Below are 21,680 nucleotides of genomic sequence, written 5' to 3'. Positions count from 1 at the left end.
ATTCACGTATCGATCTAGATAGATGAAATGGGCCTCTTTGATCGGCTACTGAAGTCACGCTCCAAGGACGATGGTCAACAGGCCCCCAAAGATGCTGGCAAGCCGAAGACAGAAGCCTTCTACCTCGACTCTGACGCGTCGTCGTCCTACGGAAATGTGGACTACATGCGGGAGGCCAAAACCATCCGCCGCACCTTCCCAGGGTCCGCTGACAATCCAGGCAATAAAGAACTGGTGACAGAAGTTGACGCAATGGATGTCAAAATTGGGACTCGGTCCAAGGGTTTGGGTGATGAAAAACCCAACGAAGAGCCTTCCATCCCCTCCGTTTTTTCAAGTGGTGTTCCCACCCCGGTGAAAAAGACGTTCGCCGAGGCGATGACAAAGGAGCAACTGGATCAAAAACTTAAGGGCAATGCCTTACGTACAGCTGGTGTGAATTCACCCATGGCTGCTAACGCAGCCCCTGCAGGTCGCAAGGAGGAGTTGAAGTCCGAACCCCCATCGATGCAGCCTGCACCACAGATGCCTACGCGGACTCCATCCTCAAAACCAGGATCGATTGATCCGTTCAAAGACATGGTCCGCGACCTCAACAACTAAGGCCTCCATTCTCGACAGCCTGCTCGGCCTGGAGAACCAAGCCCCTGATCTGCTCAAGCTGATCAGGGGACGGTTGAGACCACAATCCACGGTTTGCCGCTTCCAACAGTCGTTCGGCCATATCTCTAAGCACCCAGGGATTGGACCGGCTTAAGAAGGCTTGAGTGCCAGATTCCAGTAGCCATTGATCACAGATGGCTCCATAGCACCAATCAGGAACGGCTTCTGTTGAAGCGTCGTAAGCAAACAGATAATCAAGGCTGGCTCCCATTTCGAACGCTCCCTTGTAGCCGTGCTGTTGCATTCCCTTGATCCAACGAGGATTCAATAAACGGCTTCTGACTACCTTGTCGATTTCACGGCTGAGGGAATGAATGCGAAGCCTTTCTTGGCGTGAATGGTCTGCAAACCAGGGCTCCACTGTGGTCCCTCCAGAGCGACGCACCGCAGCGGTCATCCCCCCATGGAACTGGTAGTAGTCATCAGAATCGAGTAAATCGTGTTCCCTGTTGTCTTGGTTATGAAGAACCACCTGCACATGGCGCAGAGCACCCTCTAACCCTGTGCGATTGGCCCGGGCATGAACGTCGCCGTCATAACTCCACGAACTCCAGGCTAAAAAAGCCTCGCCAAGTTCATCCTGGTTGTCCCATTGGCCGGAATCAATCAAGGCCTGCAATCCAGCGCCATACGCACCCGGTGCAGAACCAAAAATCCTGGCTTGAGGTCCGTCCTGACGGGTGATCGCCGCAAGCGGATTCTCGGCGTCAGGTTCATCGAGGGATGAAACGAGTTGTACAGCGCGATTCACCCAACCCACAAGCTGAGGGAAGGCATCGCGGAACAGTCCTGACATCCGCAAGGTGACATCAACCCGGGGGCGAGCCAACAGGCTCAACGGGATCACTTCAAGCTCCACCATTCGCCGTGTTGGGCCATCCCAGAGAGGACGTACCCCCAACAACGCGAACATCTGGGCGATGTCTTCACCGCCATTGCGCATCGTGGCTGTTCCCCACACCGACAACGCAAGATGCCGCAGATCTTCTCCATGCTCGAGTCGGTAGAGATCCAACAATTGCTCAGCGCTCCGCCGGCCCAAATCCCAGGCCGCTTCGGTTGGAAGACCACGCAGGTCAACGGAATAGAAATTGCGACCCGTTGGCAACACATCTGGACGTCCTCGCGTTGGGGCGCCGGAGGGACCACTTGCGATCCGTCGCCCAGCCAAAGCAGCAAGGAAGGCCTTCTTTTCACTGGATGCACAGGCCAACAATCGGGGTAAGAGCTCGTCGCGCAAGCGCAGTAGAGCAGGCTCCTTGTTGTCGTCGAGCCAATGCTGCAGAGCAGGACTTAGAGGTTCCGAGGGCTGGTCTGTGATCTGTTCCAGCAAGCGAAGCGCTTGATCATCGAGCCAACTCACAGCTGCCGATACACGTCTGGGCTGATCACATCCCAACTGCTCGAGGGTTCTGCAGTCGTGATCGCTAAGACGGGCACCGTCTTCATCAGACCAGGGGTCGCACTCCAGTCCAATCACCTTGGCCATCGCCTGAGTGATGCCCTTGCAGCCACCGGACGGCGATCGGGCAATGGCCAGGAGAAGTTCTCTCTGAATCAACGGTTCAGGCTGGCTGCCAAGACGATGCAAGCCTGTTCGGATTTGCGCCTCCTTCAACTCACAGAGATAGGTCTCAACCTGATCAAGACAGCGGGCCCAAGACTCGTTGTCTTGATCAGCAAACCCTGATTGCTCGTTCGATGGTTCGTTTGATGAATTGGGGAAGGAGGGCCAATCGAGGCCTTGCAACAGCTGCTTAATTTGCTGCTCGAGCACAGCGCATCGCTCGGCAGCAACCTGACGAGCCTCGACGTACTCGTCCAGTAAGGCTTCCAGAGACAGCAATGATCCGTGCAGACCAGCCCGACCCAAGGGTGGAGTGAGGTGATCGAGAATCACGGCATGGCCACGACGCTTGGCTTGGGATCCCTCCCCCGGATCATTCACGATGAACGGATAGACGTGAGGGATCGGAGCAAGCGCCAGTCCTGGCCCGCAGGCCTCACTCAGTCCAACCGACTTGCCTGGTAGCCATTCGGCGCTGCCATGTTTCCCCACATGAACCATCAGTTGGGTGCCATGCACCTCCTGCAGCCAGAGATATTGGGCCAAATAACGATGCGGAGGAGGGAGATCAGGAGAATGAAGATCACTGATCTGATCGGGGTCGTAGCCACGGCTGGGCTGAATCAACACGGCCACATGACCCAGCAGAAGACCATGCACAGCAAAACCCTTCTCCTCCAGATCCACGGCTTGTTCCGGTGAACCCCAGCGTTGCTCAATGAGAGCTCGAGCGACGGGAGTGAGTTTTTCCCACCAACGCAAGTAGTGGTTGAGGGGCAGATAGGCAAGGGGCCGTAGGTGAAAACTCTCCGGATCGTTGCTGCGACCAGACAACAATTGGGCCATTAGCGCCTGAGACTCTTCGGGACGCGAAGCGCTGCCAAGGCCAACGCCGGCTTCAGCAAGCCAGTTCAAGATATTGATCGTGCTAGCGGGTGTATCCAGACCAACCCCATTGGCCAAACGTCCATTACGAACGGGGTAATTCGCTAGCACCAATGCCACGCGTTTCTCTGCTGCGTCCGTTTGACGAAGATCCACCCAACAACGGGCATGCTCAGCAAGCCAATGCAGCCCAGCAGTGTCGGCAACCAAAGCTTTGACCGCCGTCGACAGACTGGACTCCGCATCCTGGACTTCACGGAAGGCGCCAATTCTCGTGGTGATACGTCCATCCAACTCAGGAAGCACCACTTGAAGGGAGAGATCGATGGGATCGAGCCCCTGGGTGGTTGCGTCCCAGGCTTGCTTGGATCGTCCCGAACAAAGCAACTGCAACACAGGTAGATCAAGACCATCCCAAAGAGGAGTGCCTAGCCCAGCCTCTTGAAACTGCACCGATGCGAATGCCGTGGTGCAGACCACCAGCTGAACATCCTGCGCTTGAAAAGCTCGTTGCACCCCCTCTTGAACCACGGGGTCCCTCAAGCTGCTCACCCAGAGGGCACGCGGTGCTAATCCGCGGCTTCGCAAGGCCGTTAAAAGTTGATCACACCAATCCGTGTCAGCGGCACGGGCATGGGCCCGATACAGCAAGACACCAACCTTTGCACCAGGTTCATCACGCCAATCAAACGGGGCGGGATCAGCCATCCGCTCCGGCTGAAGATCGGTAGCGTCAATAAGGGTTTCAGCTTCCTTCCCACGGGTAATGAAGGGATGAATCGCCTTCAAAACCTTGGTCATGTTGGGCATCCCGCCTTCGCGCAACAACAGAGCTAGCTGTTGAGACAGGGTGGAAGACACCGATCCAATCGGATGGAGTTCGTCGTTTTGATCAGCGGTCCCCGCCAGGACGATCAACGTCCGATCTTGAGCAGACGACTGCCAGCGGCGGCACTGTTCAAGCCCGTAGCTCCAGTGTCCCCGCCCTCCCAACAAGCGCACCACGAGCACTCGAGCCGTACGCCCCGTTGTGGCCAAATAATGATCAATTTGAGCTGGATGGCGCAGACAGTCGAGTGGCAAAGCTCGCAATTGCTCCTTCAAGTGCCCCAGCTCTGGCTGCTGAAGGCAGGCTGAGAGCGTACTGATGTCGGTTGCAGCGCTCGTCAGAAAAAGAATGGGAGCAGGCGGTTGCTCAACAACGGTGAAAACCTCGTTGCTTTCGGCGCCAGGAAGACTGCTCAGTCGATGCATGTCTCCATTCTGGTCTGATCACATCACACCCAACGAGCGAGGTGAGTGAGAAAATTTGAGCATCGATCAATAAGCGATGCATCAGTTCCTGCCCTACGCCTGGTTTGAAGGCCGCTGCATCCCATTTGACCAGGCCAAAGTTTCGATCGCTACGCATGCCCTTCACTACGGGACCGGTGCTTTCGGAGGCATGCGCGCGATTCCAGATCCCGAAAAGCCCGGCGGCATGCTGTTGTTTCGACCGGACCGCCATGCCCGGCGCCTCTCGCAAAGCGCCAAGCTCCTGCTTGCTGATCTCACGGAAGAAACCGTGATGGAGGCACTCATTGCGGTGCTAAGGGCTAATAAGCCCACAACGCCCATCTACTTAAGGCCGTTTGTATACACCAGTGATTTAGGCATTGCACCACGTCTGCACAACATCGAGACCGATTTTCTGATTTACGGCTTAGAGCTCGGCGATTACCTCTCTCCCGATGGCGTGAGTTGCCGAATTAGTAGTTGGACCCGGCAGGAAGATCGCTCACTACCGCTTCGCGGAAAAATCAGTGGTGCTTACATCACAAGCTCCCTTGCCAAAACAGAAGCCGTCACCAGCGGTTTTGACGAAGCTCTGCTCATGAACACGCGGGGAAAGGTGAGCGAAGCCAGTGGCATGAATCTGTTTTTGGTACGCGATGGCGTCCTCATCACACCTGGCGTTGATCAAGACATTCTTGAAGGAATCACCCGCTCCAGTGTGATCGAGCTGGCGAAGCACATGGGTTTGCAAGTGATTGAACGCCCTGTTGATAAAACCGAACTCTGTATCGCCGACGAAGTGTTCCTCACAGGAACAGCGGCAAAAATTACGCCAATTCGTCAACTCGAATCCACGGTCTTACCGACCAACCGACCTGTGATGAACGCCTTAAGGCAACGTCTGGTGTCGATTACGGAAGGTCGAGACCCAGACTTCAGCCACTGGGTCACCAGGATCGAGCTCGAAGCCTAAGGATCGGCCTTCAGATCAAGAGCAGTTCATAGAATGTGCTGAGAGAAGTAACCGAGCGATGCAGGCCGTCACCGAGACCCCAACCGTGATCGCCTCACGTTTTTTAAAGCGTCTGCACGATCCGTCACGGCCCGTCTTGGTATTTGACGGAGCAACAGGCACATCCCTGCAGCAGATGGACCTCTCCGCCGATGATTTCGGCGGAGAGGCATTGGAAGGTTGCAACGAAAACCTTGTGGTCACAAGACCCGATGCCGTTCAAAGTGTGCATCGACAGTTTCTTGACGCAGGTTGTGATGTCATCGAAACCGATACCTTTGGAGCCGCTTCTGTGGTCCTGGCTGAATACGGCCTAGAAAACAAAACCTTCGAGCTCAATAAGCGTGCTGCTGAGCTGGCCAAAGAAGTGGCCATGGAATACAGCACCGATGACAAACCACGATTTGTGGCTGGCTCGATGGGACCCACCACAAAATTACCCACGCTCGGACACATCAGTTTTGATCTCCTTCGCGATTCCTATCAGGAGCAAGCGGAAGGACTGATTGCCGGCGATGTGGATCTACTCATCATTGAAACCTGTCAGGACGTTCTGCAGATCAAGGCAGCTCTTCAAGGAATTGAGCAAGCCTTTGAAACCAGTGGTGAACGCCGCCCCTTGATGGTGTCCGTAACGATGGAAACCACAGGCACCATGCTGGTGGGTTCCGACATCGCAGCTGTTGTTTCTATTCTGGAACCCTTTCCGATTGATGTTCTTGGCCTGAACTGCGCAACAGGTCCTGAACAAATGAAAGAGCACATGCGCTACCTCACGGAGAATGCTCCGTTTGTGGTGAGCTGCATCCCCAACGCAGGCTTACCAGAAAATGTTGGAGGCGTGGCGCATTACCGACTTACGCCGGTAGAGCTGAAGATGCAATTAATGCACTTTGTAGAAGATCTTGGTGTTCAAGTGATTGGTGGGTGTTGCGGAACAACACCTGCTCATATTGCTGCTCTTTCTGAAATTTCATCAGAGCTAAGTGCCGCACCAAGAAATGTGCGCTCCCACCACCATGAAAGAAAAGCACTCAGTTACGAAGCAGCAGCCTCATCGATTTATGGCGCAACTCCCTATCTACAAGACAATTCATTCTTGATTATCGGTGAACGACTCAATGCCAGTGGCTCCAAGAAAGTACGTGAATTATTGAATGAAGAAGATTGGGACGGACTGGTAGGCGTTGCCCGAGGACAGGTCAAAGAGAATGCTCATGTACTGGATATCAATGTTGATTATGTCGGTCGTGATGGTGAAAGAGATATGCGCGAACTGGTGAATCGAGTCGTCACCAACGTGAATCTTCCTTTAATGCTGGATTCCACCGAATGGCAAAAGATGGAAGCCGGACTCAAAGTTGCTGGAGGGAAGTGCATCCTCAATTCAACGAACTACGAAGACGGCGATGAACGTTTCTTCAAAGTGTTGGAGCTAGCCAAACGTTACGGGGCCGGGGTGGTGATTGGCACGATTGACGAAGACGGAATGGCCAGGACTGCAGACCAAAAGCTTGCAATTGCGAAAAGGGCCTACCGAGATGCTGTGGAGTATGGAATTCCAGCTCGCGAAATCTTTTACGACGCGCTCGCGCTACCAATCTCCACAGGCATTGAGGAAGATCGTCGCAACGGCGCTGAAACCATCGAAGCCATTCGAAGGATTCGCGAGGATCTTCCCCAAGTTCACGTTGTTCTTGGTGTCTCCAATGTGAGCTTTGGTTTGTCTCCTGCTGCCAGAATTACACTCAATTCAGTCTTTCTGCATGATTGCTGTGAAGCTGGAATGGATGCAGCCATTGTCTCACCAGCAAAAATCCTCCCTCTTATAAAAATCAGCGAAGAGCATCAAAAAGTTTGTCGAGACTTGATTAATGATCGCCGTGGATTTGAGGGCGATGTTTGTACTTATGACCCGCTTACAGTTCTAACAACCTTATTCGAGGGTGTCAGCGCCAAAGCGGCCCGTGAATCTGGACCATCCCTGAGCGACCTCCCCGTTGACGAACGGCTAAAACAACACATCATCGATGGTGAACGGATTGGATTAGAAGATGCTCTCAAAGAGGGCTTAAAGAATTATCCACCCCTAGACATTGTCAATACATACTTGCTTGATGGAATGAAAGTGGTTGGAGAACTATTTGGTTCCGGACAAATGCAACTTCCTTTTGTTCTTCAATCTGCCGAAACGATGAAATCTGCAGTGGCATTTTTGGAGCCGTTTATGGAGAAAGAGGACGGCGAGCGATCCGCCAAGGCTAAATTTTTAATCGCAACAGTCAAGGGTGATGTTCATGATATCGGGAAAAACCTTGTAGACATTATTTTGACCAATAACGGCTATGAAGTCATTAACCTTGGCATCAAGCAAGATGTCAATGCAATCATTGCCGCCCAGGAAGAACATCAAGCTGATTGCATCGCCATGAGTGGACTCCTAGTGAAATCCACTGCCTTTATGAAAAATAATTTGCAGTCTTTTAACGAAGCAGGTATCAACGTACCGGTCGTTCTAGGTGGTGCTGCACTTACACCCAGGTTCGTCAATAAAGACTGCAACGACGTATATGAAGGCAAAGTGATTTATGGCAAAGATGCTTTTACAGATCTGCGCTTTATGGATGCCCTAGTGACGGCAAAAGCAAAGGATCGCTGGGATGATCGCGCTGGCTTTCTCGATGGCACCCCTGATGGTCTATCGATTGGCGTTGATGCGGACCCCTCAGATTCAGCCGATGCATCGGCTGAGAACTCCTCTGAGCCAACTGAGACCCCTGATCGCAAGCTTCCGGTTACCTACCACCGATCGGATGCCGTTCCTGAAGAAGCAACCATCAGTACGCCCTTCCTTGGTGCATCCGTCCTTCAGGGAGAGGATCAGATTCCGCTCGATGAGGTGATTGCGTTCCTCGACCGCCAAGCACTGTTCGCTGGTCAGTGGCAGATGCGCAAAGCCAAAAACCAAAGCCGTGAGGACTACGAACAGGATCTCGCGGACAAGGCCGAACCAATTCTTCAAACATGGCTGGCGCGCGCCAAAGACGAAAAACTCCTACTTCCAGCAGTGGCTTACGGCTATTTCCCTTGCGGACGTGATGGCAACGCGGTGGCGGTGTTCAACCCGGAGGGTGATGCAGCTCTGGGTCGATTTGACGTCCCCCGTCAACGCAGTGGCAATCGCTATTGCATCGCCGATTTCTTCCGAGACCTCAAAGAGGGCCAACCCTGTGATGTACTGCCGATGCAAGCCGTCACCATGGGCGAGGAAGCCAGTCGCTTCAGCCAAGAGCTGTTTCGCAAGGATGCCTACAGCGATTACCTCTTTTTCCACGGATTAGCCGTTCAGATGGCAGAAGCGCTTGCTGAGTGGACCCATGCGCGCATCCGCCGCGAATGCGGCTTCTCCGATCCCGAAGCGATGCCTCTCAGAGACATTTTTGCCCAGCGCTATAGGGGTAGCCGCTATTCCTTTGGCTATCCGGCCTGTCCCAACGTGGCGGACTCCCGTCAACAACTGGAATGGCTTCAGGCTGATCGCATTGGTTTGACCATGGACGAAAGCGATCAACTGCATCCAGAACAGAGCACAACAGCCCTGGTTGCTTTGCACAGCAACGCTCGCTACTTCAGCGCTTAAAAAACGCAGAAATGTGGTGCCTCAGACTTCTGAGGCACTGCACTCGCTCCCATGGACTTCAGCGGCCCCGACGCCATCGACAACGCGATTAAGGCTGGATTGGACATCGATGGGAGCCCTCTTCCAGAAGCGATGCTCACTCTTTATCGCGAGGTCATGGATCAAGAGGCACAACGAAAACGCAGTGGAGTGCGTAAGTCGATGAGAAATCGCATCGTGCGCACGGGTGCCAAACATTTCAGCCAGGACGTCCTGAACACCCGATTAATCGAGGCTGGCTGGGAAGGCCTGAAGGACAAGGAAATCAGCTTTTACTTCAGCTGAGAGCCGATTCAATTTGAGCTCTGCAGGATCACTCCTGGCAGAGCTTTTCCATCGTGTCGATCACGTCCTGCTGAAATTCATCCAGCGCACTGGACTCGCTCAAATCAAATCCTTCTCCCGCAGCGTTCTGCGCAAGATCCTGAAAGTGGAAGGCTCCTTCGCCATTGGCGAGGAACTCGATAGCCGATGACTCGCCACTTTCGCGGAACGAATCGCAGAGGGCGATGAACGCCGCGTCTTCAGTGAACTCCCAATCCATCGAGGAGGCATAACTGAACGACCTTTAACGCCTGACCCCCGTGATCCGTCAACTATCTCGTCTCGGAATGTGCCAGTCGTTCGGCAGACTCCTGGTAGAAAATGCAAACGAATGCCATCACAACCACAAGAGCAAAAGCCAGTTGAGCAGGGTGATCTGAATGTCTTAGGTGGTGCTCTTGAAGTCTGTAGTTGTGAGCCGATGACAGGTTGGTTTCGAGATGGACATTGCCGCACCGATCCCAGCGACTTGGGGCAACACAGCGTCTGCTGCGTGATGTCAGAACGATTTCTGAACTACAGCAAGGCCCAGGGCAATGACCTGAGCACTCCCATGCCCGATTTCGGCTTCGCAGGTCTCAAGCCTGGCGATCACTGGTGTGTCTGCGCCCCACGCTGGAAACAGGCCTATGACGACGGAATGGCACCGCCGGTACGACTCGAAGCAACTGAACACACAGCGCTGCAGGTGATCCCTTTGGACGTCCTCAAAACGCACGCTCACCAAGGAATCTCCTGACCATCCCAAGCCAGGAAACGGCCACTGTCGTCTGATGTCTGTTCAAGCAAAACATCGAGCAACAGGGAGGCCGCTTTTTGAGGACTGAACAGACGGTCTGGCGGAACAAAATCTTGAAACGGCTTAGAAAGCGCTGTATCTGTAGTGCCTGGATGCAGCATCGTGACTGTGGCAAGTGGAAAACGCCGCGCCCACTCCACACTCAACGAACGCAAAAACATGTTCTGGGCTGCTTTGGCTCCGCGATAGGCGTACCAGCCTCCACTTCTGTTGTCGCCGATGCTCCCGACCCGCGCACTGAGACTCGCAAAGTGAAAAGGGCGATCACGCTTCAAGGCTGGCTCGATCGCTTTAGCCAAGAGAAGAGGGCCCGCAGCATTGATCGCAAAGGATTCCATCAACTGATCAGCACAAACCTGCTGCAGACGCTTCTCAGGGCTTAGTGAGCCTCCATGGAGTCTCCCAGTGGCATTGATCACCAAACGCAGGGGCTGGGGATCCTCCAGGAGCCTCTGAGACAACACCTCAAGGCTCTGGGGGGACTCAAGATCCACGAACCAATCATTGGCTGAACTCACGGTCCGACCGCAGAGCATGACCGCCAAAGCGGGCTGACGGCGTTGCAGTTCCTGTGCAAGTGCCGCGCCGAGACCACCACGACCAACGATCAATGCACGGCCAATCCAAGCAACTCTGTTGATATCAGGCATGATCAAAAGCGTTGTCCGAGGGACAGTGAGACAGCTCACCCCACTGTTGCTGGGCATGTCCGCCACTGCGGGGCTGATTGCTGTGGTCGCCTGGAGCGTCCAAGCGATTGGACAGTTGGAACAACAGCGAAGCCAACAAACCACCCTTGAAACGCTGTTAGAGAGCTCCTCAACAGATCACCAACTTGTTCACTCGTCTGCTGATTCCTCTGAAAATCCACCCAAACCATCCAATTCGCTGTTCCACCAAACTCCAGATTTCAAGCCAATAGGTGCTCCTAGCAACCCGATTGTGCGCGTTGCGTTATTAAGTCAATCGCCACCCCGTTCCGTAGATTTATCAGGACAGGCAGAGTGCAGATTTAGAAATGGTGTAATCGTTCAAAAAAGAACCCTGACGAAGGTAATTACCAGTCGTCGTTCATATTTAGTGACATGCCAGTCCGGTCAAGATGGTGCCGTAATTGTGAATGAACGCCCCTATCCTAAGACGGTTTACTTTCTGAACAGAGGTGGCGGTGGGATTGTCATCAACCAACTCCCTCTTGAACGTTACGTTGCCTCTGTGGTTGGGGCGGAGATGCCGAGTCACTGGAATCCTGAAGCGTTAAAGGCACAAGCTGTGGCCGCACGGTCCTATGCCCTCGTGCATCTTGTGCGTCCTGCAGATTCTGATTTCAATCTTGGTGATACGACCCGTTGGCAAGCCTATGGAGGCCTCAATAGTCAAACCGAGCCGACGGCAGCAGCAACGAAAGCGACCCAGGGTTTAGTGCTCAGTTTTCAAGGAGGTTTAGTGGAATCTCTGTACGCTTCAACCAGTGAAATCGCCGCTGAAGCGCACAGCCATTTGGGAGCAAGTATGAGTCAGCACGGAGCACAAAACATGGCCATGAATGGGCTCAAGTTTAACGAAATCCTTCGTCGTTATTACGTAGGCGCATCCTTGGCGAGGCTCAAAACAAATGGGAACTGAGACTTACTGGAATCGTGCGCTCGAGCAAAGCAAAAGGGCAATTAAGTCTGGAGCTCTCGTACCACTCAGCACCTCGTTAGAACATCTTATTAGCAGTCCAGAATCAAATTTTGAGCTGAGAACTCTAGAAAGTCGCTTGCCCAAACATTTAAAGAGAGAGGGACCTAAACCCAATCCTTTTCGACCATGGGATCCACAACTTGAGGTGGCACGATTGAATCCAGGTCATACGGTCATTCTGAACAAATATCCGGTCCAACGCGGACATATGCTTCTGATTACTGCCGATTGGGCCGCCCAGGATGGTTGGCTCACATTGGCTGACTGGAGCGCTTTAGTTCAAGTTGACCATGACACATCTGGGCTGTGGTTTTTCAACAGCGGACCAATCGCAGGAGCGAGTCAACCCCATCGACATCTTCAGCTTCTGCCGCGCAACAAAGACGAGACAAGTTGTCCCAGAGATCTATGGTTTCAAAAACGATTGTCATCGCAAAGAACAATCGAAACAACCAGCGATTCCTTGCTGAACTGCTGCGCCGTTGTCTCGCGATTAAGTCATGAAAAGGATAACGATGAACAGGCTCAACACCTCTATCAATGCTATCTGTCACTCTCTAGACAGCTAGGGATTGGGCATCCCTCTCAAGATCAACGCCCAAGGTCTTTTTACAACCTGTTAATAACTCCTCGATGGATAGCGATGGTGAGGCGTCGACGTGAAGGTGCTGCGGGTTTCAGCATCAATGCGCTTGGATTTGCTGGATATCTCTTGGCCACTGCAAGCGCTGATCTGAACTGGCTGAAGACCTACGGACCCGAGGCCTTATTGCGTGAAGTCGTTCTCGAAATCCGTGAAAATACGGTTGTGGAGTAACCCCTATAGCTGTCTGTCTGAAGAAGGACAACCGGCCGACACCGCCCTAAATTCTTCAACAACAGCCATGAACAAGAGCCACAAGATCAGAAACAAAAGGATTGAGCATCATCTGAAACTGGTCGATCCAATTGCTGGCCATTACGCCAAACGATCGGGCACGGATCGAGATGATCTCAAACAGGTGGGCAGGCTTGGCTTATTGCGTGCCGCAGAGGGGTATCAGCAAGACCAAGACAAGCCATTTGAGGTATACGCAAGGCCACACATCAGGGGAGCCATCCTTCACTACCTCAGAGACAGCGTGGGACTGGTTCGACTGCCAAGACGTCTCCAAGAGCAAGCCCAGACCACAATTAAAAATGGTTCCTCTGCAACGCAACAAGGTGAAGCGATGTCAGCGGAGATGGAAGTCAACGTCCAGGCCTATCGCCGACGTCAATCATGGGAACCCTTGGACGAAGCCAGGGTGGCAGCAGAGCAACCTGGATGGCAACCAATGCTGATGCAGGAAAGCGCCCGTCGGATCAGGAAAGCGATCAATGGATTAGCGCCCTTAGAGCAAAGGGCGCTCATTGAGGTGGTGATCGAAGGTGCCAGCCTCCGTGGTGCTGGAAACAAGCAGGGTGTCAGCGCAATGACAATGCAGCGAAGGCTGAAACGGGCCCTAGCCCAGTTGCGACATGAACTTGTCGATCAGGATTCGTCGCTGTGGTCGCGCTGAATTTGACCCTCAAGTGTGGTCATCGCTGCAGTGACGGCAGCAAGCTGACGCTCAAGACCATCACGCCAGAAACGGAGCATCTCCAACTTGCGTTGCTGGTGATGACTACGCCAAGAACTGGACTCACACGAAGGCTGACAGAAGAAAGGAGGCAGCATGAGCAGACACAAGCTTTTCCATAATCCTGGCGAATTGTTCCAGAAATCGGGACTGCCAACACACATGTGGCGCTTCTGAACCAGACGATTAGTTTGGAACTAGCGAAGAACACAAGCCACATTGCTCAAAAGCCAGTCTCGCGTGTCTCACCGATTACCAAAACTGGTCCTAATCGGCGTCGCAATTGCGACCTGCGATTTTGGCGTCATGGAACAGGCGCACGCCTATGTGCCCTTAATGGCTGGACAAAGAGCTCGTGCTCTCAATGGCACCTTCAATAACGTTCCAGTCCTTCATTCCAACCAACCCGAAATTGTCAAAGGGCCAGGGATCCTCGTTACTACAGCCCCAGGTTCTGCTACCACCGCCGAAAACAGCCAGCCCCTAAAGAATGCTGAGTTCACATTTAACGGCGAATTCGGGTTGCATATGCACCATAAGTATTACCCTCAAGATAGCAGTAAATTAGGTGGAAGTCGGGCAAGAGGATTGCTTACGGTTGCAGCAATCGCTATCAACCCAGGCAACAAACCCGTTATCCTTAAGTTTAAACGAGGTTCTGTAAAAAACAGTTTCGAAGCTCCTTATCATCCCAACCGTTTGATGGGGGTGAAAACCCTGGGACGTCGCCCTTGGAATACTGGCCCGGGTGACGCTACAGCTGTGCAAATGCTGCGAGGAGAGCTTGATCGAAAACTCCCACGGGAAATAACGATTCCTGCTCGAAGTAGCAAAGTGATTGTGAGTTCAATTCTTCCTGCTAGGGGAATTATGAACGGGCTGTTGAGAGGTCGTAGTAACGGGCCTTTCCAGCTTGCTGTGATAGCGGCAGAGGAAACCAACCAAGATCAAGAGCTTATCTCCGTTCTTGAGAACAATAAACTAGCCCCAGGACGCGTTTATTTGAAGCGTCTCAATGAGATCAGTACTGGAAAAGTCTTTTCAAGAGTTGCTGGTGTTGCCCTTGGTGATGAGTATAAGGCCTCAATTAATCATGATCTCTCACAAGGTGCATTACACATTCCATTAACAAGTACTCGCAGGCACCACTTTGGAACGAGCGACATACAGGTTAATCAATTATCAACACGAATGATTGATTCTGCTCTGAACAATATTGGCACCTATGGCGTGCGATTTGATGTTGAACTAAATCTGTCTGGCGTTGGTACTCACGAATTGGTTTTAAGCCATCCCGTGGCATCCGGTCGAAAACCATTCACCGCATTCCGAGGATCGATCGGAATTAAAAGTACCGAAGGGTATCGAGAAGTTCATGTCGGGATGAAATCAGGAGAAAGCCTGCCCCTCGGTGCAATTAATGTTCAGGCAAATGCTGTCAATCCCATCACGGTGAGCGTTGTTTATCCAGCGGATGCCACGCCAGGGCACTTGCTAAGCGTGGTTCCAACAACCCAGCTCGCCATGCTTCGTCGTCGTGAAGATTTTGTTGAAGCAGCAAAAAAATCTGAAGCAGTGGCAAAAACACGCAAGGTTGTTCCGTCAACGCCTCCACCGGCGACCCAGGCACAGCCGAAATTTATTCAAGTCACCAACAACAATCCAAAGCAGATCATCAGAACGTCTCTTCCTCAAGCCACACCTCAGACCGATCCCAAACCAGCCCCAAGGATTTCGGCTCAGGCCATTGCAGCACCATCAAGTGGTGCCAATCGGTTACCAGCAGCGATGATCATGCCTCAGCGCGTTAATGAGTCATTAGAGAAGCGCTATAGCGATGCAATCAAGGCTCAAAAGGAATGGGTACGCCGACTACAAGGTCGATAGGCTTCGCGCATCGGTTTTACTCGAATCATCGCGGCAGGTTGAATGGGGCGTCGGATCACACTTGAACTTCCTGATCATCTCGTTGGCCGCCTCGACGAGCTGAAGAAAGAGTGGTGCATCAGGTCCAGAGGCGATTGCTTAACGCGATTGCTGGAAGAAATCTGGACTGATGAGACAGATTTCGACTCTGGCGACAACGAGGATCCAGGGGTCTTATCCGTGGCCACCTCTGCTGCTGCTATCGAATTACAGCGAGACCAGCCACCATCAGAACCCTCTTACGACGAAGACCGGGCCATCGTCTTGGTTCGCAGTAGTCAAGACCCGAAGGAGCAAGACGCAGCTTCAGTGCTCACCCCCGACACCATTCAAGCGAGGGAGAGCAGCACAAAAAGTCGTGGCATCGACTTACCTGGATTTGTGCGAAGCCGTACGCAGGCGATCCGAACCAGCCTGCAACAGCCTCAAACACAAGAAGATCGGCGTGATAGTCCCTTTGTCCCTGTGGTGAGCTTCGATCACCTAACCGCTTGCTGCAATAAAGCCATCGATCATTGGACCAGTTTGTATGGATCCATGCCAGGAGCAACGGTTCTTGAGGCTGTGATGCTCTGGATGGCCCGAGATATTTGGCCCCAATTGGATGGAAGTGAGGGACGCACCTTCACCTGGAGCCAGGTGAACCAATCGATGCAGGATGTCTGCGCTGATTGGTCCGTACAGTCTCCAAAATTTGAACATGTGATTGTCGCTGCTGCAGTTCTCGAAGATCCATTTGCCGCAGGCAGCGTGGAGGATCGCATCCCAACTTTGATTCGTCGCTTTGTGAACCGCTTCAAACGGAGTCGGCGTGTGACGTCATTTGAAACCTTGGAATCCACCATGACCCTGCATGGCGCGCTGAGATTGCTAGATCTACCCACGCAAGCTGGAGCTTCCCTAACGCTGCGTTCCATCCGTGACGCATACAAGAAAAAAGCGATCGAAGCGCACCCAGATGCCGGTGGATCTACGGATGGCATGAGACGACTGAATGAGGCCTATCAGATGCTTCGGGAGCTCTACAGGGACAAAGAGCCTCAATAGTCTCAACTGAGTACCAAGACTAGACGCATCACAAGACTCAGGCTAGACAAAAGAGAATTATTCGTCTCAATTGAGTCTTGCCGCAGGTCTAAGTAAGAGTCCCATCCGAGACCCAGAAGGGCTTGTTGTTATGAACTCATTTTTCCATTGTTTTAAATGCATACGCCTGTAATACCCCCTTCCTTGAATGAGCCAACAACAAGCAATAGATCATCAAGGTCTAAAGACCAGTTGGGCATCAAAGACCAACCGAATGACCGCCTACATCCTGTCCAAGCCTGACAATCCAATGTCCAAGCAATTCTTGGCCAACGCAAATACAAGTTGTAGCTTCGTTTTTAAAGCTTGCGTACCTGCTGTAGACACAGTGACGCAAGAACAATGGTCGACCTTGCCAGCTCACTAACCTGGATCCCCTTGCGCGGGATGGAAGCAGTGGCGCAAGCTTTCGCCGCATCAAACTAATGAGTCAACAGCCTCAGATGAGTCTTATTTCTAGACTCAGCAAGAGTCTTATTTGCTCGACATGAAACAAAGATTGTGTGGATCATTCCTACCGAAACGAGATTCGCTTTGAAGGGAAGCGCAGCTGAAATCCGCTATGAAAAGCCAGACTCAGTAGAGCAAGGCATGCCCGCCCTCAGCAATCAAATGTGTTTCTCAGAGGTCCAAGCTAAGACTATTAAATGGACTCATGAAGTGTCTCACCTGAGACGCATGCAATCCATTTTTGAATGTCGTTTGCATTAAAAAAGCCGCCTCTATGGGCGGCTAACAGATGAAAGCAAGACGGTTTAGGTCGAAGTCTGCATTCCTTGAATGAGGTAATCAAAGTAAGGAGATGCGACGGCTTGCTGGTCTTCGGAAAGGAGGGCCAAGGACGCCTCTCTCATGCAGCGCATGGCTTCCACCATTCCAGGCATGGGAACGCCAAGGCTGTTGTACATCTCACGGGCACCCACAAGACCAATCTGTTGAATCAGCTCTGTACTGCCAGCAAGAACTCCGTAGGTGACAAGGCGCAAATACCAGCTGTAGTCACGCAGGCACTGGGCACGTTGCTTCTGACCGAAGGCGTTGCCTCCAGGAGCAACGTATTCAGGTTTACGAGTGAACAGCTGTTTCGCTGATTCATCGATGATTTTTTTCTCGTTCTCAGTGAGACTTCGAACAACAGATAAACGAATCGACCCCTGGCTGAGGAAATCAACCATTGATCGCAGTTCACCGCTGCTTGGGTAACGCAGATCGTCATCTGCTTTGAGAATCAGATCCCGAACAACGCTCATGTCAGCTGGCAAGCTTGAATGAGTCTAGAGCTATCGATCGCTTCGCATGCAGTTGCAGCGATTGGTGTTACGCCTTTGCAATGGCCCAGTCCTTAAGCGACCCACCAGTAGCTGGTCAAATCATCACTGTTCTGGGGATCGATCTCAATCACCAGGGCCTCGGACTCGCACGCTGGCAAGGCTGGGTGGTGATTGTTCCCCAGTTGCTTCCAGGTGAAGAGGCCCAGGTGCAATTGCTACAACGCAAGAAGTCGCAATGGTTTGCGCGCCATCTCAAAACGATCGTTGCAGCTCCAGGTGCGAGGAAACCTCCGTGCATCCTTGCCAAAGACTGTGGGGGTTGTTCACTGCAACACCTCGAGGAAAGTGTTCAAGCGGAATGGAAGCGCACGCGACTTGAACAGACCCTGAAACGAATCGGTGGGATCGACATCCAGTCGCCTGCCCCAATCCATCACGATCTTGAACACTTGGGCTACCGCAATAGAGCCCTCATTCCTCTGCTTCGACAAAACGATCAGCTGCGTTTGGGTTACTACCGACGCGGAAGCCATCGCATCGTGAACCTCAATCGTTGTCCTGTTTTAGACCCACGCATCGATGCCCTCATCAAACCCCTGAAACAAGATCTTGAAGCCAGTGGTTGGCCCGCTGATGCTGATTTACACGGCGAACTCGGTCTTCGCCATCTCGGCTTGCGCGTTGGCGTGCGAACCGGGGAACTGTTGATCACATTGGTCAGTGCAACGAGCGAACTCAACGGTGTGAAAGAGCTGGCCGTGGAGTGGATGAACCGTTGGCCTGCCGTAAGCGGTGTGACCTTGAACCTGCAACCGCGACGGAGCAATACCGTCCTCGGTGCGATCACCCACACCCTCGCTGGTCGAGATTGCATCAGCGAGCGTTTCTGCGATCTTCAGCTCCTTCTTGGAACCACCACCTTCTTCCAAATCAACACCGCTCGTGCCGAGCAGATCGTGATTGTTTTGCGTGATTGGCTTCTCGCGCGTAAGGATTGCAATCGCTTAATTGATGCCTATTGCGGTATCGGAACCATCAGCTTGCCGATTGCTGCAGCTGGAATTGGTGTGGTTGGTCTTGAAATCAATCCCGCCTCTGTTCAACAGGCACAACAAAACGCGGCTTTGAATGGAATCACTGATGCCAGCTTTGAAGCTGGTGATGTGGCCTTGCTGCTGAGCAATTACCTTCCAGATCATGATGCTCTTGTGGTGGACCCACCGCGAAAAGGATTGGCTCCGGATGTGCTTGACGCCATTTTGAATTGTCCACCCAAAAGCCTGGCCTACTTGAGTTGTGACTCGGCAACCCTGGCAAGGGACCTCAAGAGACTGGTCTCAGAGAGCGGTCCCTATGCCATTGATCGCATTCATCCCGTGGACTTTTTTCCCCAAACAACCCATCTGGAATGCCTTGTCCTCATGGAGCGCATTAACTGCGAAGTTCAACCTTGAATTGTTGAACCAAAGCCTGTCTAACTTTGTCTTGCACTGGCTGCAATTGCTCATCCGTGAGCGTGCTGTCTTTGCCTCGGTAGCGAAGTCGGAAGGCTTGGCTGCATTGATCATCAGGCAGTTGACCACCTTCAAACCGATCGATCAACTCAACACTTTCTAGAAGTGGCTTACCTGCTTTACGGATGGCCTGCATCAAATCTGCAGCTGGCAATGTTTTCGGAACAAGCATCGCGAGATCCCTTTCCATCGCTGGAAGTGTTGAGAACGCTTTAAAGGAAGGCACCCAGCGATTGCGACGCGTCACCGCTTCAAGAAGACGGTGAAGATCAAGATCAAACAGGTAGGTGGCGTCGGGGAGCTCGTACTGAGCACACAACACCGGATGGAGCTGACCAAAGCAACCAAGGGTTCGGCCTTCCACCACCACCGCTGCAGCCCGCCCCGGATGAAGACGCGAGTCGTCAGATAAGGGCCGGTCTTGGGTTTCAAGACCCATGGAGTTCAAAACAGTGGCGAGTGCTCCGCGAGCCATGAAGTAATCCGGAGCGAGTGCCTTGCCGCTGGTCGCCCAGCGTGAAACACGCCGTTCTCCGCAAATCACGCCGCCAAGACGTGCTGTCTGCACTATCTCTCTGTCCTGGGGATGGAAAACATGACCAATTTCAAACAGCCAACAACCGGGTTGAGAAGCCTGAAGGTTGCGTTGGCAAATCTGGAGATGCTCCTGCCAGAGCGCGGTTCTGAGATGGCTGGTTTCCGCCAATAGAGGATTACTGATTGGAATCCGATTCGGATCATCGGCGTCCGCCCCTGTAAGCGATAAGCAAGTGATCTCTTGGAGGCCAGCACTGCAAAGGCGGCGACGCAACCGACGCTCCGCCTGCTGCATGTCCGTAAGACCACCAGGAGCCAGGGGATCGGGCAAGTGGGCCCCAAAACAGTCGAAACCAACAAGACGAGCCACCTCCTCGATCAGATCCACCTCGCGAAGAAGATCCATCCGACGGGAGGGAGGTACAACCACCGTCCAGCCATCCTCAGTAGTGCTGAGGTGGCAGCCGAGTGCGGAAAGACAATCCTCTACCTGTTGATCACTCACATCGGATCCCTCCTCGTCTTCAGAAGCCAAAGGACCTAGAAGTTGATGAAGAGCATGACGGCGAAGCGTCACCACGGGTTCCGGGCCTTCTTCGGCACAGCACTGCCAACTGCGGCCTGCCACTCCGCCTAGGAGCTGTTCCATCAGTTCGAGTGCACGACCCGCTGCAGGCAAGGTGATCTGACGCGGTAACCCCTTTTCGTAACGAGAACTGGCATCCGTGCGCAACCCTGTTGCACGACTGCTGCTGCGAATCGAGGCGGGAGTGAACAGGGCTGACTCCAACCAGATTTTGGTGGTCGTGGCCGTCACTCCGCTCTCAGCACTACCGATCACCCCCGCAATCGCAACCGGTCGATCACGACAGGTAACCAACTGAACGCGTTCGTCAACCTCGATGGTGCGGCCATCCAATCCCGTAAAGAGTTCCTTGTCCCGCCCTTGCCTAAGGCCAAAATCAGCTGGCTTCAGGTCGCTGCCACATAGCCGCTCCAAGGCATCGAGATCAAAAGCATGAAGAGGTTGACCTTGTTCCAACATCACCAGATTGGTGATGTCCACAATCGCGTTAACGGGTTTCACCCCGGCGCGGAGAAGTCTTTGTTGGAGCCAGACAGGAGCATCTTTCCCACCATCGAGACCACTCACTTCGGTCAAGGCGTACACACCCCCCTCTTTCATGGCGGCAGCATGGTCGGCTGAGGGGTTCAAATCAGCTATCGACTGCGGAGCAACTGGCTTTGGCAACTGCAGGGCGGCACCTGTCAGTGCCGCCACTTCCCTTGCAATTCCTGTCATCGAAAGGCCATCTGGCCGATTCGCGGTGATTGCCAATTCCAGAACGGTGTCATCCAAACCGAGGCAAGATGCCACTGCCGTACCAGGTGCTGGCAGGCCTTCAAGCAGATCGTCTAAGACAGCAATGCCGTCAACGTCGGTGGGTTGCCCGAGCTCGGCCAGCGAACAAATCATTCCTTGACTCGCGACCCCCCTCAGCTCACCAGCCTTAATCGTGAGATTGACCGCAGGAAGAACGGCGCCAATGGTCGCTACAGCAACATGAATTCCTGCCCGTACATTGCTGGCACCACAAACGATCTGAACCGTTTTCTCCGCCCCAATATCCACAACACAAACACTGAGTTTGTCGGCATTGGGATGTTTGTCACGCTCCAGAACATGGCCCACTACGACGCCTTGGGCCAAGCGACTCAAATCATCGATCTCCTCGACCTCAAAGCCAGCCATGGAGAGGCGTTCGCCGAGTTGATCCGCGGCTTCAGTTACCTGGACGAGATCCTGCAACCAGGAAAGGGAGACCCGCACGTCAACGATTCAATCGAATGGCGA

17 protein-coding genes are annotated in these 21,680 nt (G+C 53.1%); 11 read left to right on the top strand and 6 right to left on the bottom strand.

From position 1 onward, the window contains the following. Positions 1 to 27 precede the first annotated feature (27 nt). Positions 28 to 603: a hypothetical protein gene (locus SynPROS91_RS05675; protein ID WP_186519134.1), complete on the top strand. Its 576-nt coding sequence runs from the start codon at positions 28 to 30 to the stop codon at positions 601 to 603. Here SynPROS91_RS05675 and cobN read toward each other — a convergent pair. Continuing rightward, positions 593 to 4,369: a cobaltochelatase subunit CobN gene (gene cobN / locus SynPROS91_RS05670; RefSeq protein WP_186519132.1), complete on the bottom strand. Its 3,777-nt coding sequence runs from the start codon at positions 4,367 to 4,369 to the stop codon at positions 593 to 595. The genes SynPROS91_RS05675 and cobN overlap by 11 nt on opposite strands. A 76-nt stretch (positions 4,370 to 4,445) precedes the next feature. On the opposite strand from cobN, the gene SynPROS91_RS05665 reads away from it, so the two are divergent. The 3 genes from SynPROS91_RS05665 to SynPROS91_RS05655 are packed head-to-tail and all read left to right on the top strand — an operon-like array spanning position 4,446 to position 9,366. Further along, positions 4,446 to 5,363 (top strand): branched-chain amino acid transaminase, encoded by a 918-nt coding sequence (locus SynPROS91_RS05665; protein WP_186519130.1) that lies wholly within the window; start codon positions 4,446 to 4,448, stop codon positions 5,361 to 5,363. 58 nt (positions 5,364 to 5,421) lie between these two features. Further along, positions 5,422 to 9,042 carry a methionine synthase gene (gene metH, locus SynPROS91_RS05660; protein ID WP_186519128.1) on the top strand — a complete coding sequence of 1,207 codons (3,621 nt, stop codon included), beginning with the start codon at positions 5,422 to 5,424 and terminating at the stop codon, positions 9,040 to 9,042. 51 nt (positions 9,043 to 9,093) lie between these two features. Beyond that, complete coding sequence (locus tag SynPROS91_RS05655; RefSeq protein ID WP_186519126.1) at positions 9,094 to 9,366, top strand: DUF4090 family protein; 273 nt, start codon at positions 9,094 to 9,096, stop codon at positions 9,364 to 9,366. A gap of 28 nt (positions 9,367 to 9,394) precedes the next feature. Here SynPROS91_RS05655 and SynPROS91_RS05650 read toward each other — a convergent pair whose 3' ends face one another. Further along, positions 9,395 to 9,625, bottom strand: a complete 231-nt coding sequence (locus SynPROS91_RS05650) for a hypothetical protein (RefSeq protein ID WP_186519125.1) — start codon at positions 9,623 to 9,625, stop codon at positions 9,395 to 9,397. Between the two features lie 111 nt (positions 9,626 to 9,736). Between SynPROS91_RS05650 and SynPROS91_RS05645 the strand changes: the two genes are divergently transcribed. After that, the gene (locus SynPROS91_RS05645; protein WP_186519123.1) at positions 9,737 to 10,144 is read left to right on the top strand and encodes a DUF2237 family protein; all 408 of its coding nucleotides are present in this window, start codon (positions 9,737 to 9,739) and stop codon (positions 10,142 to 10,144) included. Here SynPROS91_RS05645 and SynPROS91_RS05640 read toward each other — a convergent pair. After that, positions 10,126 to 10,854, bottom strand: a complete 729-nt coding sequence (locus SynPROS91_RS05640) for an SDR family NAD(P)-dependent oxidoreductase (protein ID WP_186519519.1) — start codon at positions 10,852 to 10,854, stop codon at positions 10,126 to 10,128. The two genes, SynPROS91_RS05645 and SynPROS91_RS05640, sit on opposite strands and share 19 nt — an antisense overlap. 55 nt (positions 10,855 to 10,909) lie before the next feature. On the opposite strand from SynPROS91_RS05640, the gene SynPROS91_RS05635 reads away from it, so the two are divergent. The 3 genes from SynPROS91_RS05635 (at position 10,910) to SynPROS91_RS05625 (ending at position 13,431) form a co-directional block, all read left to right on the top strand. Then, positions 10,910 to 11,830 (top strand): SpoIID/LytB domain-containing protein, encoded by a 921-nt coding sequence (locus SynPROS91_RS05635; protein WP_186519121.1) that lies wholly within the window; start codon positions 10,910 to 10,912, stop codon positions 11,828 to 11,830. Continuing rightward, the gene (locus SynPROS91_RS05630; RefSeq protein WP_186519119.1) at positions 11,820 to 12,707 is read left to right on the top strand and encodes an ATP adenylyltransferase; all 888 of its coding nucleotides are present in this window, start codon (positions 11,820 to 11,822) and stop codon (positions 12,705 to 12,707) included. Before SynPROS91_RS05635 ends, SynPROS91_RS05630 begins: the two co-directional genes overlap by 11 nt. A 67-nt stretch (positions 12,708 to 12,774) precedes the next feature. Further along, positions 12,775 to 13,431: a sigma-70 family RNA polymerase sigma factor gene (locus SynPROS91_RS05625; protein WP_186519117.1), complete on the top strand. Its 657-nt coding sequence runs from the start codon at positions 12,775 to 12,777 to the stop codon at positions 13,429 to 13,431. Here SynPROS91_RS05625 and SynPROS91_RS05620 read toward each other — a convergent pair. Then, a complete protein-coding gene (locus SynPROS91_RS05620; protein ID WP_186519847.1) occupies positions 13,404 to 13,589 on the bottom strand; it encodes a hypothetical protein in 186 nt (61 codons plus the stop codon). The genes SynPROS91_RS05625 and SynPROS91_RS05620 overlap by 28 nt on opposite strands. Positions 13,590 to 13,797: 208 nt before the next feature. On the opposite strand from SynPROS91_RS05620, the gene SynPROS91_RS05615 reads away from it, so the two are divergent. Together SynPROS91_RS05615 and SynPROS91_RS05610 are read left to right on the top strand one after the other, a co-directional pair. Continuing rightward, the gene (locus SynPROS91_RS05615) at positions 13,798 to 15,378 is read left to right on the top strand and encodes a DUF3370 family protein (RefSeq protein ID WP_186519115.1); all 1,581 of its coding nucleotides are present in this window, start codon (positions 13,798 to 13,800) and stop codon (positions 15,376 to 15,378) included. 42 nt (positions 15,379 to 15,420) lie between these two features. Beyond that, positions 15,421 to 16,464, top strand: a complete 1,044-nt coding sequence (locus SynPROS91_RS05610; protein ID WP_186519113.1) for a molecular chaperone DnaJ — start codon at positions 15,421 to 15,423, stop codon at positions 16,462 to 16,464. A 794-nt stretch (positions 16,465 to 17,258) separates the two neighbouring features. Here SynPROS91_RS05610 and SynPROS91_RS05605 read toward each other — a convergent pair. Further along, positions 17,259 to 17,753, bottom strand: a complete 495-nt coding sequence (locus SynPROS91_RS05605; RefSeq protein ID WP_186519111.1) for an allophycocyanin subunit alpha-B — start codon at positions 17,751 to 17,753, stop codon at positions 17,259 to 17,261. Between the two features lie 80 nt (positions 17,754 to 17,833). On the opposite strand from SynPROS91_RS05605, the gene rlmD reads away from it, so the two are divergent. Beyond that, entirely contained in the window at positions 17,834 to 19,228 is a 1,395-nt protein-coding gene (rlmD, locus tag SynPROS91_RS05600; protein WP_186519109.1) for a 23S rRNA (uracil(1939)-C(5))-methyltransferase RlmD, read from the top strand. On the opposite strand, the gene pheT is transcribed toward rlmD, so the two are convergent. After that, the gene (gene pheT / locus SynPROS91_RS05595; protein WP_186519107.1) at positions 19,206 to 21,656 is read right to left on the bottom strand and encodes a phenylalanine--tRNA ligase subunit beta; all 2,451 of its coding nucleotides are present in this window, start codon (positions 21,654 to 21,656) and stop codon (positions 19,206 to 19,208) included. The two genes, rlmD and pheT, sit on opposite strands and share 23 nt — an antisense overlap. Between the last annotated feature and the right edge of the window lie 24 nt (positions 21,657 to 21,680).

The sequence above is a fragment of the Synechococcus sp. PROS-9-1 genome, assembly GCF_014279775.1.
Taxonomy (GTDB): Bacteria; Cyanobacteriota; Cyanobacteriia; order PCC-6307; family Cyanobiaceae; genus Synechococcus_C.
The sequence above is the reverse complement of the archived record's forward strand: the minus strand, read 5'-3'. Positions and strand labels throughout refer to the sequence as shown.

Excerpts from the sequence above, each read along its gene's own strand:
- SynPROS91_RS05625 (WP_186519117.1), top strand. The coding sequence starts at position 12,775 with ATGAACAAGAGCCACAAGATCAGAAACAAAAGGATTGAGCATCATCTG.
- SynPROS91_RS05635 (WP_186519121.1), top strand. The coding sequence starts at position 10,910 with ATGTCCGCCACTGCGGGGCTGATTGCTGTGGTCGCCTGGAGCGTCCAA.
- SynPROS91_RS05630 (WP_186519119.1), top strand. The coding sequence starts at position 11,820 with ATGGGAACTGAGACTTACTGGAATCGTGCGCTCGAGCAAAGCAAAAGG.
- SynPROS91_RS05610 (WP_186519113.1), top strand. The coding sequence starts at position 15,421 with ATGGGGCGTCGGATCACACTTGAACTTCCTGATCATCTCGTTGGCCGC.
- SynPROS91_RS05665 (WP_186519130.1), top strand. The coding sequence starts at position 4,446 with ATGCATCAGTTCCTGCCCTACGCCTGGTTTGAAGGCCGCTGCATCCCA.
- SynPROS91_RS05675 (WP_186519134.1), top strand. The coding sequence starts at position 28 with ATGGGCCTCTTTGATCGGCTACTGAAGTCACGCTCCAAGGACGATGGT.
- SynPROS91_RS05645 (WP_186519123.1), top strand. The coding sequence starts at position 9,737 with ATGCCATCACAACCACAAGAGCAAAAGCCAGTTGAGCAGGGTGATCTG.
- metH (WP_186519128.1), top strand. The coding sequence starts at position 5,422 with ATGCAGGCCGTCACCGAGACCCCAACCGTGATCGCCTCACGTTTTTTA.
- SynPROS91_RS05605 (WP_186519111.1), bottom strand. The coding sequence starts at position 17,753 with ATGAGCGTTGTTCGGGATCTGATTCTCAAAGCAGATGACGATCTGCGT.
- SynPROS91_RS05615 (WP_186519115.1), top strand. The coding sequence starts at position 13,798 with ATGGAACAGGCGCACGCCTATGTGCCCTTAATGGCTGGACAAAGAGCT.
- SynPROS91_RS05640 (WP_186519519.1), bottom strand. The coding sequence starts at position 10,854 with ATGCCTGATATCAACAGAGTTGCTTGGATTGGCCGTGCATTGATCGTT.
- SynPROS91_RS05620 (WP_186519847.1), bottom strand. The coding sequence starts at position 13,589 with ATGCTGCCTCCTTTCTTCTGTCAGCCTTCGTGTGAGTCCAGTTCTTGG.
- cobN (WP_186519132.1), bottom strand. The coding sequence starts at position 4,369 with ATGCATCGACTGAGCAGTCTTCCTGGCGCCGAAAGCAACGAGGTTTTC.
- rlmD (WP_186519109.1), top strand. The coding sequence starts at position 17,834 with ATGGCCCAGTCCTTAAGCGACCCACCAGTAGCTGGTCAAATCATCACT.
- SynPROS91_RS05650 (WP_186519125.1), bottom strand. The coding sequence starts at position 9,625 with ATGGATTGGGAGTTCACTGAAGACGCGGCGTTCATCGCCCTCTGCGAT.
- SynPROS91_RS05655 (WP_186519126.1), top strand. The coding sequence starts at position 9,094 with ATGGACTTCAGCGGCCCCGACGCCATCGACAACGCGATTAAGGCTGGA.